This window comes from Sphingobium fuliginis (assembly GCF_004152845.1).
GTDB classification, from domain to species: domain Bacteria; phylum Pseudomonadota; class Alphaproteobacteria; order Sphingomonadales; family Sphingomonadaceae; genus Sphingobium; species Sphingobium fuliginis.
This window is the reverse complement of sequence record NZ_SEON01000001.1, coordinates 734,906-749,169: the sequence shown is the minus strand read 5'-3', so window position 1 is coordinate 749,169 and position 14,264 is coordinate 734,906. Positions and strand designations below refer to the sequence as shown.

Here is a 14,264-nt window from a genome sequence, read left to right as displayed (position 1 = left end):
CGATGTTCATGAATAGGGTCGTCGCCGGTTCCGACGCCAACACCTATGGCCGGTCCGCCCATGCCAACTCGCCCGAACGGCTGGCGCGCCAATATATGCCGCTGGTGCGCAAGATCGCCTGGCATGTCCATGGCCGGGTATCGAGCGCCATCGAGATCGAGGACCTGCTCCAGATCGGCATGGTCGCGCTGGTCGAGGCGGCCAATGGATTCGAGGATCGGGGCCTTGGCTTCGCCTCCTATGCGCAGATGCGCGTGCGCGGGGCGATGATAGACCATCTGCGCCGCCATGCGACGATGACGCGTTCCGCCATGTCGCAGCGCAAGCAGTTAGGGGCCATCCGCAACCGGCTGGAGCAGAAGCTGGGCCGTGCGCCGCTGGAGGCGGAGATGTCCGCCGAAATGGGGCTGGACCCCGCCGCCTATCGCGAAGTGGCGGATGGCTGCGAGATGGTGCAGCATAGCAGCATGGACGAGGTCTATTCCGACCAGTCCATGTGGTTTGCCGATGTCGAGGATCGCGCCGACGATGTGATGGAGCGGGAATCGCTCAAAGCCGCGCTCGCCAAATGCATAGGCGACCTGCCGCAGCGGGAGGCGCTGGTGCTTCAGCTTTATTTCGTCGAGGAACTCAATCTGGAGGAGATCGGCGCGACGCTGGACATCGGCGCGGCGCGGGTGTGCCAGATCAAGAAGGCTGCGCTGGACAGGCTGCGCGAGAAATTGCGGGATTGGGACTGAGTCCCTTCGCTTTCCTTCAGGCGTGCCGTGCTCCTGCGCAGGAACACGGTGTTTCAGGATCGACTAACTGTCGTTCGCGGCGTTGGAGAAGTCCTTGATCGGCGCATTGTCCAACTGCAACTGCCGATAGCGCGTCTTCTGGTAATTCTGCATCCGCCACCAGGGTTCCGCCACCTGGAACAGCCCGCTTTTCGCGACATGGCTGCCCCAATCCTTGCGCGCCGTGAAGGCCGCGAAGAAGGGCGCCAGCACCAGACCCGCCGCCACCGGCACGATCCAGCCCAGCGATGTATCGGACTCGACCGCCAGCAGCGTCAGCCCCACGCCCAGCAGGATATGCCATTTGAACAGCCAGATCGCCGGCAGCATCCGCATGCCGTCGCGGTCGCGGGTCTGGCCGTTCCAGCTGCTCTTGCGGCCCATCAATATGCCGAACAGGTTGATGGTCTGCGTGAGCATGCTGATCGGCGCCATCAGGATCGACAGCGCGATGTCCGCGATCACGCCGCGCATCATGCGCACTCCGCCGCCGAAACCGATGCGCCGTGCAGGATCGGCCAGCGCCCAGAGCAGCGCCAGCAGCTTCGGCCCGAACAGCAGCACCGCCGTCAGCGCCAGCAGGCCGCCCGACGGCAATATGGCGCTCGGCGGCCAGACGCCCGCCGCCGCGCCGCCCAGCACCACCAGCATCAGCGCCAGCCACAGCGGCGAGGTGCAATAGGCCGACGCCCCCACGAAGAGCTGGAACTTGCTGACCGGGTGCATGCCCCTGATCTTAGAAAGGAGGGGGATGTGCTGGATATTGCCCTGGCACCAGCGGCGGTCGCGGGTGGCGAGATCGGGCAGGGAAGGGGGAAATTCCTCGAAACTGTCGTCGGCCATGACGATATGCACGTCCCAGCCGCGACGGCGCAGCAGGGCCGCCTCTATCATGTCATGGCTCATGATATGCCCGCCGAAGGGCGCGCGTCCCGGCAGTTCGGGCAGGCCGCAGCTCTGCGCGAAGGCCCTGGTCCGCAGGATCGCATTATGGCCCCAGAACATGCCTTCCGACCCTGACCACCAGATCATGCCGGCGGCGGAAATGGGGCCGAACAGGCGGCTGGCGAATTGCTGCCAGCGGGCGAACAGCGTCGACGCGCCGACGATCGACGGCACGGTCTGGATCAGGCCGACATGCGGATGCCGCTCCATATCCGAAGCCAGCCGCGCCATGGTCTGGCCGCTCATCACGCTGTCCGCGTCCAGCACGATCATATAGTCATAGGCGCCGCCGAAGCGTTCGACCCATTCCGCGATATTGCCCGGCTTGCGCCCGACATTGAGTGCGCGGCGGCGGTAATGGACGGGGCGGGAAAAGCCCTTGCGCATCTTCAGATAGGCGGCGCGCTCCTTCTCCCCATTTTCCGGGTTGGAATCGGAGAGGATGAAGAATTCGAACCGCTCGCCCCCCATGACCTGTGCCAGCGAGCGCTCCATGATCGACAGGCGGCCGAGCACGCCCTGAAAATCCTCATTGCAGACAGGCAGCAGCACGGCGGTGCGCCCGCGCAGCGCCGCCGTCGACCGCGCGCGATAGGGACGGACGCCCGGGCCGCGCCCCATGGTCAGCAGCAGGAAACCGATCAGGCTGGTGGCGAAGCCGAAGGCGATCCAGGCGAAGAGCGGGATGAAGAGGGCGAGATAGACGCCCTCCCATGCCGAAATGCCGTCCAGGCCGATGGAACGCCGCATCTCATGCGCCGCCATGGAGGCAGGCAGCAGCGCCAGCAGCACCACCAGGGTGCGCCGGGCCCAGAGGTCGATGTTGAACGGACGGTGGGGCAGGTCGCGCGGGGTCGCGGAAAAATCCTGCGCGGGCATGGCCAGGGGCCTCTCCGGGGGAAGATGCTCGAACGCCCTGACGGTCGCCATTCCGCCGGCCCTGTTGCTGTGCACGCCACCCGTTGCTTTCATGCCCGACTCGTTTCGCCAGATTTCACGGGCTCGAAACCCGTCACCAGAACCGCCTTGAACCCGGCTGGTTCCCTTGTCGCCCTTAATTCACGCGCCCAGCGGGTAATGCACATATTCGCTGAACGGGCGATTGCCAGCCCTGAGCTGGGCGCGGATATCGGTCGGCCTGCCCCGGTCCCGACGAATATCCAGGACCATCCGGAACATGTCCTTCTGGTGCAGGACCGGATAGCCGGCCTTCTTGACCAGCGTTCCGCCGGCAAGGTCGACCCATATGTCCGGCCTGCTTCCGGTCGGCACGCCGGCGAAGTCGACCAGGAAACGGTCGACCCCGGCTTCGCCCGACTGCCCGGTCCAGATATTCTCCACCGTGGCAAGGCCGGCGGAAGCGGGCGCGCGGGCGGCGGACCAGTCCAGCCGATAGCTCGCCTCTATCCGGCTGCCCGCGCGGGTGGGCGCGGCGGGGGTCCAATAGGCCGCGACATTGTCGGTATATTCGCTGTCGGTCGGAAAGGCGTAGAGCCGCACCTGTCCGGCGCCCAGCGGCTTGCGGCTGGTCGCCCATAGGGAAGGCCGCCGTTCGTAGAAGACGCCGTCATCCTGATAATGGTCGAAATTGCGGTCGCGCTGGAGCAGCCCGAAGCCCTTGGGATTGCGCTCCGCAAAGACATCGACGCGGGGGGCGGAGGGATTGACCAGCGGACGGCAATGGACGGTCCCATCCGCGCCGGCGATGGAAAGCAGGTCGGAATCGTGGATTTCCGGCCGCCAGTCGGTGCGGGTGCGCCGGTCGGCCTGATCGTACCAGAACATGCTGGTCATCGGCATCAGCCCCAGTTCCGCGATCGCCTTGCGCGTGAACAGCACGGCGTCGACATCCTGCCGCACGCCCTGCGGCGTCAGTTCATTGGCGAAGCGGTAGGCGCCGGTGAGCGACGCGCTGTCCATCAGCGCATAGACGGTGACGCTGCTGCGCCCGGTCCGCTCCAGCCAGAAATGGGTGAAGCGGGGAAATTCCTCCTTCCCCGCGATGCTGGTGTTGATGGCGACGGCGCGGGCCGAAAGCCCGAACTGCCTTTCGGCGGGGGCGCGGAAATAGGTCGCGCCCAGAAAGGACAGCCAGTCGCCGTCCCGCGCCTGATTCATGATGCGGAAGCCGGCAAAGCCCGCATCGGGGCCCAGTGCGCGCACCGCATTGCCCGGCGGCGCGTCGAACATGGCGGGATCGTAGCGCAGCGGCGTCGCCCGGCCTTTTTCGACCAGCGCGATCTCCACCGGCTGCTGCACCGTGCCGCTCAGGGGGAACAGGCGGATGCCGGTATCGTCGCCGCTTTCGTTCCAGATGGTCCGCTCGTCACGGAAGCGCGCCTCGTTGAACGCATCATAGCCGATCCTGTCGGCGCCGGGGAAGAAGGGCGTCACCATGAACGCGCCGCGGGCGAGGCGCTGTGCCCGGGCGATCAGCATGGTCCAGGAAAAGGCCTCGGCCCGGTTCTGGGCCAGCACGGAATGCGGCAGCAGCAGCGCAGCGCCGGACGCCGCGATCACTGCGCGGCGTCCGATTCCTGTCGAAGAATTGTTGGTCATGGCCGTCATCATGGGTGCGACAACCGCCAATGCAAGTGTTTCGATCCCGCATTGATTGGAAACCGGCCGATCGACAAATGCGATGAAGCCTCCGCCCGGGGGGACGGAGGCTTCGTTATGCTGGTCGTTTCATCGAAGTTTTTACCCCCGGCGCGGTGGGGACTGTAAATGCGCCGGGGGCGGCATGACCGGCCGGGGTGACCAAAACCCCAGCCGGTCAATCTGAGTGTCGCCGCTTAGCTGATCAGCTTCAGCACGCCCTGCTGGCTCTGGTTCGCCTGGGCCAGCATCGCGGTCGAGGCCTGGCTCAGGATCTGCTGCTTGGCGAGCGCGGTCGTTTCGGCCGAGAAGTCGGCGTCCTCGATGCGGCTGCGGGCGTCGGTCAGGTTGGTGACGTTGGCCGTCAGCGTGTTGACCGTCGATTCGAGGCGGCTCTGCGTCGAACCCAGCGTGGCGCGGGCGGTCGAGACCGACTGAAGCGCCGTGTCATAGAGCGCCAGGGTGGCGGTGGTCGCAGCCGAGCCGCTCACGGTGGCGGCGCTGGCGCCGACGACGGCCGAGAGGTCGATGCCGCCGACGGAGAGCGAGACCGAGTCGGCCGCGGTCGAACCGGCCTGGATCGTGATCGTCGCCGCCGTGGTCGGGAACAGCGAGATGCCGTTGAACTTGGTGTTGGTCATCACGCTGTTGATCTGGGTCGACAGCTGGTCGAGTTCCGAGGTGATGTTCGCCTTCGAATTGGTGTCGTTGGTGCCGTTCAGCGCCTGGACGGTCAATTCACGCATGCGCTGCAGCATGTTGCTGACTTCGCCCAGCGCACCTTCCGCCGTCTGGGCGAGCGAGATGCCGTCATTGGCGTTGCGGATGCCCTGGGTCATGCCGCGGATCTGCGAGGTCATGGTCGATGCGATGGCAAGGCCGGCCGCGTCGTCCTTCGCGCTGTTGATGCGCTTGCCGGTCGACAGGCGTTCCATCGCGGTGCTGAGCGCCTTGCTGGCCTGGGCCGAAGCATTGGATGCACGCAGCGCCGAGGAGTTGGTTCCGATAACAGTCATTTTGATACCCTTTCGTTCGTTCAGGTCGCTGCCATCAGGCTGCTTGCGGCCTCGAAAGGGGATAACGGCACCGGAAAAAAAGCTTTTAGGGCGGGGATGATTTTTTCTGCTATTTTCTTGAAAAGGCCCGTAAACAGGGCATTCGAGCCCCTTTGCGGGGGCCGATATATCCATGAAGCGGCGAAAAGTTCCGCCTCGGCGGAAAAAAATTGCCGTTATGCGGCAAGGGGTTTGCCGCATTAACCATATGCTAACCACAGTCGGGCAGTTTCAACGCATCGAAGGGGTCAGGGGCGTGCGGGGGCACAAGCCGGCCAAAACATGGGGACAAGTTCATGTCATCGTTGGACGTGAGCCAAGGAGTCTGCGCGCTCGTTCCGGGCCTGCAGCACTGGCTGGAAAATGCGTTCTTTACCGTCCGGATCGTGGACGCCCAGAGCCCGCGCGAGCGGGAAGACCGGCGCGTGTTGCTGGCCACCGAAATCGGCCATGCGACCCATCGCGACATATTGATCAACCTGATCGACGGCCTGCCCTCGCTGGTGCCCGCCGCCAACGGCCTGCCTGCCCGCGTCGCCTTCGGCCTTGAGGATATGGGTTTCGCCTTCGCGCTGATCGCGGAGCTGGCCCGTCCCGCTGCCGTTCCCGCGGTGGGCGACGCCGGCAGCACGCGGCTGATGACGCTGGCCGGCCGCGTGGCGCGCAGCGACGCCACCGTGCTGATCCAGGGCGATACGGGCACCGGCAAGGAAGGCATGGCGCGCTTCCTTCATGCCCAGTCGGGCCGCGTGACCCGCGACTTCATCGCCGTCAATTGCGCGGCGCTGCCCGAAACCATGATGGAGGCCATGCTCTTCGGTCACAAGAAGGGGAGCTTCACCGGCGCGGCCAATGCGTCCGAGGGCCTGTTCCTGGCGGCGGACGGCGGCACGCTGTTCCTCGACGAAATCGCCGAACTGCCGCTCAGCCTTCAGGCGAAGCTGCTGCGCGCCCTGCAGGAAGGCGAAGTGCTGCCCGTCGGCGCGACTCATCCGGTGCCGGTCAATGTCCGCATCATCGCGGCCTGCAACCGCAACCTCGCCGCCGAAGTCGCTGCCGGCCGCTTCCGCGAGGATCTCTACTGGCGCCTCAATGTCATGCCGCTGGAGCTGCGTCCGCTGGCCGAGCGCCCGGGCGACATCGCCGCCATCGCCGCCGCCATGCTGCTGCGCCAGCAGGACGCCTTCGTCTGGCCGACCGCCGCGGCGCTGGAAAAGCTGACCGGCCATGTCTGGCCCGGCAATGCCCGCGAGCTGGGCAATGTCCTTCAGCGCGCCGTGGTCCTTCGCGACGGCGACCGTATCGATGCCGACGACCTGCACATCACCGGCGCGCCGCAACTGCGCATCGTGGAGCAGGTCCTGGCGCCGGCCGATCCGATCCGGCTGCGCGACGTGGCGCATAACAGCAAGCTGGAGGCGGTCCGCGCCGCCCTTCGCGAAACGGATGGCCATCGCGCCGCCGCCGCCCGCAAGCTGGGCATTTCCGAACGTACGCTGCGCTATCGGCTTGCCGAGATGCGCGAGCGGGCGGCGGCCTGAGGAGGAATAGGGCATGTCCGGAATTTCTCCGACCGATAGCGTGATGGCGATCCGCAACGCCATCCTCCAGAAGAACGCGGCGCTGCGCGACGTCGCCCAGACCGGCAATGTCGGCCCTGGCTCCGCGGTCGGCACCAATGGCGCAACCGCGCCGGGCGGCTTTACCGATGCGCTGAAATCGGCGCTGGAGCAGGTGAACGGCCTGCAGAACCAGGCGGGCGAAGCAGCCGCCTCGTTCGAACGGGGGGAAACCACCGATATTGCCGGGGTCATGCTGGCCAAGCAGCAGGCGTCCGTCAGCTTCGAAGCCACCCTTCAGGTCCGCAACAAATTGCTGTCCGCATACAAGGACATCATGAGCATGCCGGTGTAATATGAGCGAGAACGCACTCACCCCCTCCGTCGGCGGCGCCGCCGCTCTCCCGGCCACCAGCCCCGCCTTTCCGGGCGGCGCGAAGGGCGTCGATGCGCTGAAGGCGCGCTTCACCGGCTTCATGAAGCAGCCCGCCGTGGCGAAGAGCCTGCCGCTGCTGGGCCTGCTGGGCGTCGTCGCGACCGCTGGCGCGGCCTGGCTCGCCCTGCGCGAACCGCCGCAGCGCGACCTGTTCCGTGCCCTGCCCGATGCCGACAAGTCGGCGGTTGCGAGCGTGCTGGACCAGAATGGCATCCGCTACGACTTCGACAATTCGGGCAGCATGACCGTTGGCGAGGACGATTATTTCAAGGCGAAGATGATGCTCGCCGCCCAGGGCCTGCCCAAGAGCGCGCCCGACGGCAACAGCATGATCGACAGCCTGCCCATGGGCGCATCGCGCGCGGTGGAAGGCGAAAAGCTGCGCTCCGCCCGCGAAATGGACCTGGCCCGCACCATCGAAGCGATCGACAGCGTGGAGAGCGCCAAGGTCCACCTTGCGGTCGAGCCGCCCAGCGTCTTCCTGCGCGAACGGTCCAAACCCTCCGCATCGGTGATGCTGCGTCTTGCCTCCGGCCGGTCGCTGACCGACCAGCAGGTCAGCGCCATCGTGCATCTGGTGGCTTCGTCGATCCCGGAACTCAATCCGGAGGACATATCGGTCGTCGATCAGAATGGCCGTCTGCTCAGCAATAATGACAGCAACGCCGCCGACGACCGCCAGTTGGCCGTCCAGACCAAGATGGAGGATCGCTATCGCCAGTCGGTGATCGCGCTGCTGACGCCGATTCTGGGCGCGGGCAAATTCTCGACCGAAGTGCATGCCGAACTGAACTTCGCGGAGCGGCAGGCGACCCGCGAAACCTATCCGCAGGATGAAGCGCGTCTTCGCAGCGAACAGGGCACCTGGGCATCCGACCCGCGCGGTCAGGGCGCGGGCGGCGAAGCGAGCGGCATTCCCGGCGCGCTCAGCAATCAGGCGCCGGTCAATCCGACCGTGACGCAGACCAATCCCAATGGCCAGGCCGTCGCGCAGGGCGCCGCCAGCGCCCAGACCGCAGCCCAGCCCGGCACGCCGCCCAATCCGCTGATGAAGACCGAGGAAACCTTCAACCGCAGCTTCGAACTGGGCCGCGAGGTTTCCGTGACCAGGGACGCTATCGGCACGGTCAAGCGCCTGTCGGTCGCGGTCGCGCTGGACAACGGGCCCGACGGCAAGCCGCGTTCGGCGCAGGAGATCGCGGCCCTGGAGGCTTTGGTGAAGGGGGCGGTCGGTTTCGACCAGGCGCGGGGCGACGTGGTGGCCCTTTCCGCCCGCAGCTTCGCCAAGGAAGAAGTGGTTCAGGCGCCCTGGTATGAAGCCGGATGGGTGTCGCCGCTGGTGCGCAACGTCTCTGCGCTGCTGGTCGCCCTGCTGGTGATCTTCGGCATCGGCCGGCCGCTGCTGAAGCGCCGCGCCGCCGCTCAGGCCGCCGCCGCCGAACAGGTCGCCGCCGAGGGCCAGAAGATCGGCCGCGAAATCTCGACCGAGATCACCCGTCAGGCGACGGTCAACCCGGATGGGTCGACGCCGGTCACGCTCGACATGATCTCCTCCACTTACGACTATGCCCAGCGCGCCGACCTGATCCGCAATTTCGTGAAGCAGGACCCCGATCGCGCGGCGCTGGTCGTCCGCGACCTTCTGAAGGAAGGGAAGAAGGAAAATGCCTGACGCCGCCACCGCCACGGCGCTGAAGGGCAGCGCCGCCGCCGCCGTCCTGCTGATGCTGTTCGACGAGGATGAGGCCGCGCAGATCCTCTCGCGCCTGGAGCCGGACGAAGTGCGCCAGCTTGGCTATGCGATGTACGATGTGGCCGACGTGCAGGTCGAGGAAGTCAATGAGGCGCTCGATCATTTCGTCACCAAGGCGAAGAAGCGCACCACTATCGGCTATGGCGCGACCCGCCATATTCGCGGCGCGATGACCAAGGCGCTGGGCGAGGAGCGGGCCGAGAATATGCTGGCCCGCATCACCCCGCCGACCCGCTCCACCCAGCTTGAGATGCTGAAATGGATGGACGCCAAGGAGATCGCCGTGCTGATCGAGGCGGAGCATCCGCAGATCATGGCCATCGTCCTCGCCCATCTGGAGGCGCCGATCGCCGCCGACGTGCTGCAATTGCTGCCGACCGAATATCAGGAAGAAGTGGTCTACCGCATCGCCACGCTCGGCCCCGTGTCGAACGAGGCGCTGGACGATCTGGAGCAGCTCCTGCTGCGCGGCAACATGGCCAAGAAGCAGGGCGGGGCCTCGCAGCGCGGCGGCACCATCGAGGCGGCGGCGATCATGAACAATGTCCGCAAGGAGAATGAACAGCGCATCATCAAGGCGCTGGCCAAGCGGGACAAGATGGTCGCCCAGACGATCGAGGAGGAGATGTTCGTCTTCGACAACCTGATCGACATGGACGACAAGAATATGGGCACGCTGATGCGCACCGTCGACAGTTCGATCCTGGTGGTCGCGCTGAAGGGCGCGAACGACATGCTGAAGGCGAAGATATTCGGTTCCATGTCCGCCCGCGCCGCGCAGGCCATTGCCGACGAGATCGAGGAACGCGGGCCGATCCGCCTGGCCGAGGTCATCGACGCGCAGAAGCTGATCATCGCCACCGCGCGCCGCATGGCCGATGCGGGCACCATCATGCTGGGCGGCAAGGGGAATGATTTTGTCTAAGCTCTGGAGCAATGCGGAAGTCGCCAGCATACCGCTGGGCGGCATGGGACAGGTGACGAGCGGCGGCTTCCGCAGCCTGTTCGCGCCTGCGCATGCCGCGCCCGGCCAGCCGGTGCATGACAGCATTCCGGAAAGCGAAGAGGATGTGCTGGAACAGGCGCGGATCGAAGCCTTCGCCATGGGCTTCGACGAAGGCAGCCGCGTGACGGCGGAAGCCCATGCGGCCGAGACGCAGGCCCGCCAGCAGCTTGCCCAAGCGCTGGAACTGCTGGCGCCGGCGCCCAGCGGCATGCTGTCCACCATGCTTTCCGCGACCGTGGTCCGGCTGGTGGAGCAGATCGTGGGCGAGGTCGAGATCGACATCGAACGGCTGCTCCAGCGCTGCGACAGCGTGGCCGCCTTCATCGAGGACAATGACGAAAAGGGCGCGCTGCACCTGCATCCCGACGACATCGAACTGTTGGAAGGCGAGAGCATCGGCGTGAAGCTGGTGCCCGACGGCGCGATGCAGCGCGGCTGCGTGCGCCTTGAAACCGCCGACGGCTGGGTCGAGGACGGCCCGGATGTGCGTCTGTCGCGCCTGCGCGCCCTGCTGGACGATATGGAGGGCAAGGCCTGATGATTCGCGCCTCGCTGGCCCAGGCGGAAACGCTGTTCGACCATATGCAGGTGCAGAACCGGCAGCCGCGCCATGTCGGCCGGCTGGTCAGCCATGATGCGGGCATGCTGGAAGTCACCGGCTTTCGCCGTCCCATCGGTGCGGGCGCGCGGGTGATCGCTTCGGACGGGACGGTCTGCCGCGCCGAGGTTGTGGGCTTTCGCGGCGACAGGACGCTGCTGGTGCCGCTCGACAGCGACGCGCCGCTGGAAAATGGGGCGCGGGTCGAACCGGATTCCCAGGCGACCATGGTGCAGGTGGGCGAAGGCCTTATCGGCCGCGTCATCGACGCCATGGGTCAGCCGCTGGACCGCAAGGGGCCGATCATCGCGGGCGGGTCGTGGCCATTGAACGGCGTCAAGGGCAATGTGCTCGACCGGGGCCGCGTCACCGAGCCGTTCGACCTGGGCGTGCGTGCGGTGAATGCGCTGCTGACCGCCGGACGCGGCCAGCGCATCGCGATCATCGCGGGGTCCGGCGTCGGCAAATCGGTGCTGATGGGCCAGATGATCCAGGGCGCCGAAGCCGACATCGTCGTCGCGGGCCTGATCGGGGAGCGCGGACGCGAGGTCAGCGATTTCCTGGAGACCAAATTGAAGGGCGCGATGCACAAGAGCATCGTCGTCGCCGTGCCCGCCGACCATCCGCCGGTGCTGCGCCTGCGCGCCGCGGCCCGCGCCACCGCCATTGCCGAATATTTCCGGGCGCGGGGCAAGAAGGTGCTGCTGCTGATCGACAGCCTGACCCGCTGCGCCCATGCCCAGCGCGAGATCGGGCTGGCATTGGGCGAACCGCCCGCGATGAAGGGCTATCCGCCCTCCGCGCTGGCGCTGATCCCGCGTCTGGTCGAGCGCGCCGGCGTCGACGCCCGGACTGGCGGGTCGATCACCGCGCTCTACACCGTGCTGGCCGATGGCGACGATACGGACGATCCGATCGTCGACGCCGCCCGCGCCATTGTCGACGGGCATTTCGTGCTGTCGCGCCATCTGTCGGAACAGGCGATCTTCCCGGCGATCGATGTCGGCAAGTCGCTGTCCCGCGTCATGGCGGATGTCGTGCCGGACGAGCATCGCCTTGCCGCCGCCGCCTATCGCCGCCTCTGGGCCGCCTATGAGGAAAATCGCGACCTCATCCTGATGGGCGCCTACCGCCCCGGCAACGATCCGGTGATCGATGAAGCCGTGCAGCGGCGACAGGAAGTCCTCGACTTCATTCGTCAGGATCAGAAGAGCTTCATCGACCTCGACACCAGCGCCCATGCCCTGATCGCCGAGTTCGGCGCGTGAAGGGCGAAGTCGCCCGCCGCCAGCGCGTGCTGCGCGTCCGCCATGTCCAGCATGCCATGGCCGCGGCCGAAACCGCCCGCGCCCGCGACGAGGCGGAGGGCCTTGCCCGCAATGTCGAGCGGCTGCGCAATGTGCGGAACGATCTTTTTACCGGGCAGGGCGTCGCAACTGGCGCGAATTTTGCAGCGATGCAGGAACTGGCGGGCCGTCTGGAACAGGCGGGGCGCCAGTTGGATGGTGCGCTCTACGATGCGCGCCGCAAGGTGGAGGTCAAGGAAGGCCTTTCCCTCGCGGCCAATCGGGATCGCGAAATCGCCGTGAAGCTCAAGGATCGCGCCCGCGCGGACCTGGAGGAATGGCGGGAGAACAAGCTTGCGGCTCTGCCGCGCTATCGCCGGATGCAGAGGACAGGAGATGTCTGACGTGAACATGCTGACCAGCCTCAAGGCGCTGCTCTTTTCCTCGGCGGCGACGCCGATGCCCGCCGATGGCGCGGCTGCGTCGGCCGTGCCTGCGGAGGGGGCGGCGGATTTCGCCCAGCTGCTGAACGGCACGATGGCCGCTTTGCCCGAAGCGCAGGAAAGCGCGGGGATCGCGGGCCCGCCGCAAGGGATCGCCCCGGCGGTCGCGGATGAAGCCGAGGGCATGGAGCCCGCACTGCCCAAGGCCGGCAAAGCCGATGGCGGCGATCCGGAGGTCGAGACGGCTTCCCCCTTGCCTTTCGGTCTGGCCAACGCATTGAGGGCGGTGCAGAGCCACCGCAAGGATTCGCTGCCGCTGCCGCCCGGACTTGCGAGGAAGATCGACGCGCCAGCCGAGGCCGCCGTTCGGGAGACGGCGCCTGCGGTGGATGCTGGCCCTATGGTGGATGCCGGCCCTGCGGTGGATAGCGGTTCCGTCGAGGAGGTCGCGGCGGAAATGCCTGCTGCGGCGCCGGTCGCGATGGAAGAGGGCGAGGTCGGCGGGCCGGAACTGCCGGTCGCGACGCCCGATCCCCAGGTCAAGGCCCCGCGCCCCGGCAAGGAAACCAGGCCGGAAAAGGTGGATGCCTTGCCCGAAGCCGCGGCGGTGGAGCATGCCGACGAGCCGGCGGAAGCCGAGCCGGGCGACAGCGACAGGCCGAAGGAGCAGGCCGAGGCGGCACAGGCTCCGGCAACGGTCGTCGCTGCTGTCCAGATGCCGGCCCCGCCAAGCGTTCCGGCGCAGGCGCTGCCGCCATCCACAGCCCCGGTCGCGCAAACGGCGCCCGCCAAGCCGGATCGCGGCAAGAATCTGCCGGTAGCGGCGCCCTTGCCGCCTCAGTCTGCCGGACAGCCGGTTCCCGCCCAGTCGACGGTTGAACCGACTCCCGTGGCGGACGCCCCTGTGCAGCCAGCCATTGAAGCGCCTGCGGCATCGGCCGACCAGCCGGAAGGCCCGGTTCCCGCTGCGCATCCCGGCAGCGCCCCGGTGAAGTCCGAGGCGCTCGCCCTGCTCCAGCTCGTGCGCGATCAGGTCGCTGCCCGCCAGCCGGGCACGCCGGTCCGCGCCGGGGAACCGCTCGCGGCCCGCGTCGAAACGGGCAGGGCCGCCACGCCGGTCGATGCCGTGCCGGCCCATGCCGTCCAGCATGACCCGGTCGATGCCGTGCCCCCGATGCCGCTCGCCCAGCCCGTTTCCGCGCAGCCGGTGCCGTCGGCCGTCGCGCCGCCGCCGGCCGACCTGTCCGCCAGCCTTGGCGCGCAGATCGTCGACATGGGCGTTTCCGGCCAGTGGATCGACGGCCTCGCCCGCGAGATTGCCGGGCTGTCCGCGAACGGTGCGCAGGGGCGGTTCCAGATCAACGCCGACCAGCTTGGGGCCGTGCAGGTGGACATCCGCCAGGGCAGCGACGGCGCGGCGGTCAGCCTGACCGTCGCCAGCGAAGCCGCCGAAATGGCGCTGCGCCAGGACAGCGACCGTCTGCGCCTTGATGCCGGACTTTCGGCGGTGCGCATTGCCGAGGTGAAGATCGAACGCGCGCCTCCTGTCGCGGAAGCGGCGCGGGCGGACAGCGCCAATCAACAGCAATCCTCCCAGCAGCAGGGCGCGCAGCAACAGGGTTCCCAGGGCGCGAACGCATGGGCGAACAACGGCCAGAACATGGCGCAATCGCAGGGGCAGGGCCGTTGGCGTCCCCAGGAAAATAGCGCATTCGCCCCTAAAAATTCCGGCGATCCGGCCGTTCTTAACCATGACGAGCTGCGCCATGCCGGCAATCCCGCCGCGCGCGCGCGCTATGCCTGACG

The 14,264-nt window shown here is 67.1% G+C and carries 12 protein-coding genes; 9 read left to right on the top strand and 3 right to left on the bottom strand.

Annotation, left to right across the window (positions count from 1 at the left end; translation table 11 throughout):
• Positions 1 to 2 precede the first annotated feature (2 nt).
• Positions 3 to 740, top strand: coding sequence for a sigma-70 family RNA polymerase sigma factor (locus EWH10_RS03820; RefSeq protein ID WP_025548576.1), 738 nt, complete (start codon positions 3 to 5; stop codon positions 738 to 740).
• Between the two features lie 63 nt (positions 741 to 803).
• On the opposite strand, the gene mdoH is transcribed toward EWH10_RS03820, so the two are convergent.
• The 3 genes from mdoH to EWH10_RS03805 form a co-directional block, all read right to left on the bottom strand.
• Positions 804 to 2,696, bottom strand: coding sequence for a glucans biosynthesis glucosyltransferase MdoH (gene mdoH / locus EWH10_RS03815; protein WP_044660320.1), 1,893 nt, complete (start codon positions 2,694 to 2,696; stop codon positions 804 to 806).
• An 87-nt stretch (positions 2,697 to 2,783) separates the two neighbouring features.
• Positions 2,784 to 4,295: an OpgD/OpgG family glucan biosynthesis protein gene (locus tag EWH10_RS03810; protein WP_044660319.1), complete on the bottom strand. Its 1,512-nt coding sequence runs from the start codon at positions 4,293 to 4,295 to the stop codon at positions 2,784 to 2,786.
• A 224-nt stretch (positions 4,296 to 4,519) separates the two neighbouring features.
• Positions 4,520 to 5,338 (bottom strand): flagellin N-terminal helical domain-containing protein, encoded by an 819-nt coding sequence (locus tag EWH10_RS03805; RefSeq protein ID WP_025548572.1) that lies wholly within the window; start codon positions 5,336 to 5,338, stop codon positions 4,520 to 4,522.
• Positions 5,339 to 5,673: 335 nt separating this feature from the next.
• On the opposite strand from EWH10_RS03805, the gene EWH10_RS03800 reads away from it, so the two are divergent.
• The 8 genes from EWH10_RS03800 to EWH10_RS03765 are packed head-to-tail and all read left to right on the top strand — an operon-like array spanning position 5,674 to position 14,262.
• Positions 5,674 to 6,918: a sigma-54-dependent Fis family transcriptional regulator gene (locus EWH10_RS03800; RefSeq protein WP_044660318.1), complete on the top strand. Its 1,245-nt coding sequence runs from the start codon at positions 5,674 to 5,676 to the stop codon at positions 6,916 to 6,918.
• Positions 6,919 to 6,931: 13 nt separating this feature from the next.
• Positions 6,932 to 7,291, top strand: a complete 360-nt coding sequence (fliE, locus tag EWH10_RS03795; protein WP_025548568.1) for a flagellar hook-basal body complex protein FliE — start codon at positions 6,932 to 6,934, stop codon at positions 7,289 to 7,291.
• 1 nt (position 7,292) lies between these two features.
• Positions 7,293 to 9,044 (top strand): flagellar basal-body MS-ring/collar protein FliF, encoded by a 1,752-nt coding sequence (gene fliF, locus EWH10_RS03790; protein ID WP_044660317.1) that lies wholly within the window; start codon positions 7,293 to 7,295, stop codon positions 9,042 to 9,044.
• Positions 9,037 to 10,050: a flagellar motor switch protein FliG gene (gene fliG, locus EWH10_RS03785; protein ID WP_025548566.1), complete on the top strand. Its 1,014-nt coding sequence runs from the start codon at positions 9,037 to 9,039 to the stop codon at positions 10,048 to 10,050. The genes fliF and fliG overlap by 8 nt, the downstream gene beginning before the upstream one ends.
• The gene (locus EWH10_RS03780) at positions 10,037 to 10,669 is read left to right on the top strand and encodes a FliH/SctL family protein (RefSeq protein ID WP_037482187.1); all 633 of its coding nucleotides are present in this window, start codon (positions 10,037 to 10,039) and stop codon (positions 10,667 to 10,669) included. Before fliG ends, EWH10_RS03780 begins: the two co-directional genes overlap by 14 nt.
• Positions 10,669 to 11,997 (top strand): FliI/YscN family ATPase, encoded by a 1,329-nt coding sequence (locus EWH10_RS03775; RefSeq protein WP_025548563.1) that lies wholly within the window; start codon positions 10,669 to 10,671, stop codon positions 11,995 to 11,997. Before EWH10_RS03780 ends, EWH10_RS03775 begins: the two co-directional genes overlap by 1 nt.
• Positions 11,994 to 12,419 (top strand): hypothetical protein, encoded by a 426-nt coding sequence (locus tag EWH10_RS03770; RefSeq protein WP_025548561.1) that lies wholly within the window; start codon positions 11,994 to 11,996, stop codon positions 12,417 to 12,419. Before EWH10_RS03775 ends, EWH10_RS03770 begins: the two co-directional genes overlap by 4 nt.
• Positions 12,412 to 14,262 (top strand): flagellar hook-length control protein FliK, encoded by a 1,851-nt coding sequence (locus EWH10_RS03765; protein ID WP_130029826.1) that lies wholly within the window; start codon positions 12,412 to 12,414, stop codon positions 14,260 to 14,262. The genes EWH10_RS03770 and EWH10_RS03765 overlap by 8 nt, the downstream gene beginning before the upstream one ends.
• Positions 14,263 to 14,264: the final 2 nt, after the last annotated feature.

Bases quoted from the DNA above. Each gene is read 5' to 3' on its own strand.
- EWH10_RS03820 (WP_025548576.1), top strand. From the start codon at position 3: ATGTTCATGAATAGGGTCGTCGCCGGTTCCGACGCCAACACCTATGGC.
- mdoH (WP_044660320.1), bottom strand. From the start codon at position 2,696: ATGAAAGCAACGGGTGGCGTGCACAGCAACAGGGCCGGCGGAATGGCG.
- EWH10_RS03810 (WP_044660319.1), bottom strand. From the start codon at position 4,295: ATGATGACGGCCATGACCAACAATTCTTCGACAGGAATCGGACGCCGC.
- EWH10_RS03805 (WP_025548572.1), bottom strand. From the start codon at position 5,338: ATGACTGTTATCGGAACCAACTCCTCGGCGCTGCGTGCATCCAATGCT.
- EWH10_RS03800 (WP_044660318.1), top strand. From the start codon at position 5,674: ATGTCATCGTTGGACGTGAGCCAAGGAGTCTGCGCGCTCGTTCCGGGC.
- fliE (WP_025548568.1), top strand. From the start codon at position 6,932: ATGTCCGGAATTTCTCCGACCGATAGCGTGATGGCGATCCGCAACGCC.
- fliF (WP_044660317.1), top strand. From the start codon at position 7,293: ATGAGCGAGAACGCACTCACCCCCTCCGTCGGCGGCGCCGCCGCTCTC.
- fliG (WP_025548566.1), top strand. From the start codon at position 9,037: ATGCCTGACGCCGCCACCGCCACGGCGCTGAAGGGCAGCGCCGCCGCC.
- EWH10_RS03780 (WP_037482187.1), top strand. From the start codon at position 10,037: ATGATTTTGTCTAAGCTCTGGAGCAATGCGGAAGTCGCCAGCATACCG.
- EWH10_RS03775 (WP_025548563.1), top strand. From the start codon at position 10,669: ATGATTCGCGCCTCGCTGGCCCAGGCGGAAACGCTGTTCGACCATATG.
- EWH10_RS03765 (WP_130029826.1), top strand. From the start codon at position 12,412: ATGTCTGACGTGAACATGCTGACCAGCCTCAAGGCGCTGCTCTTTTCC.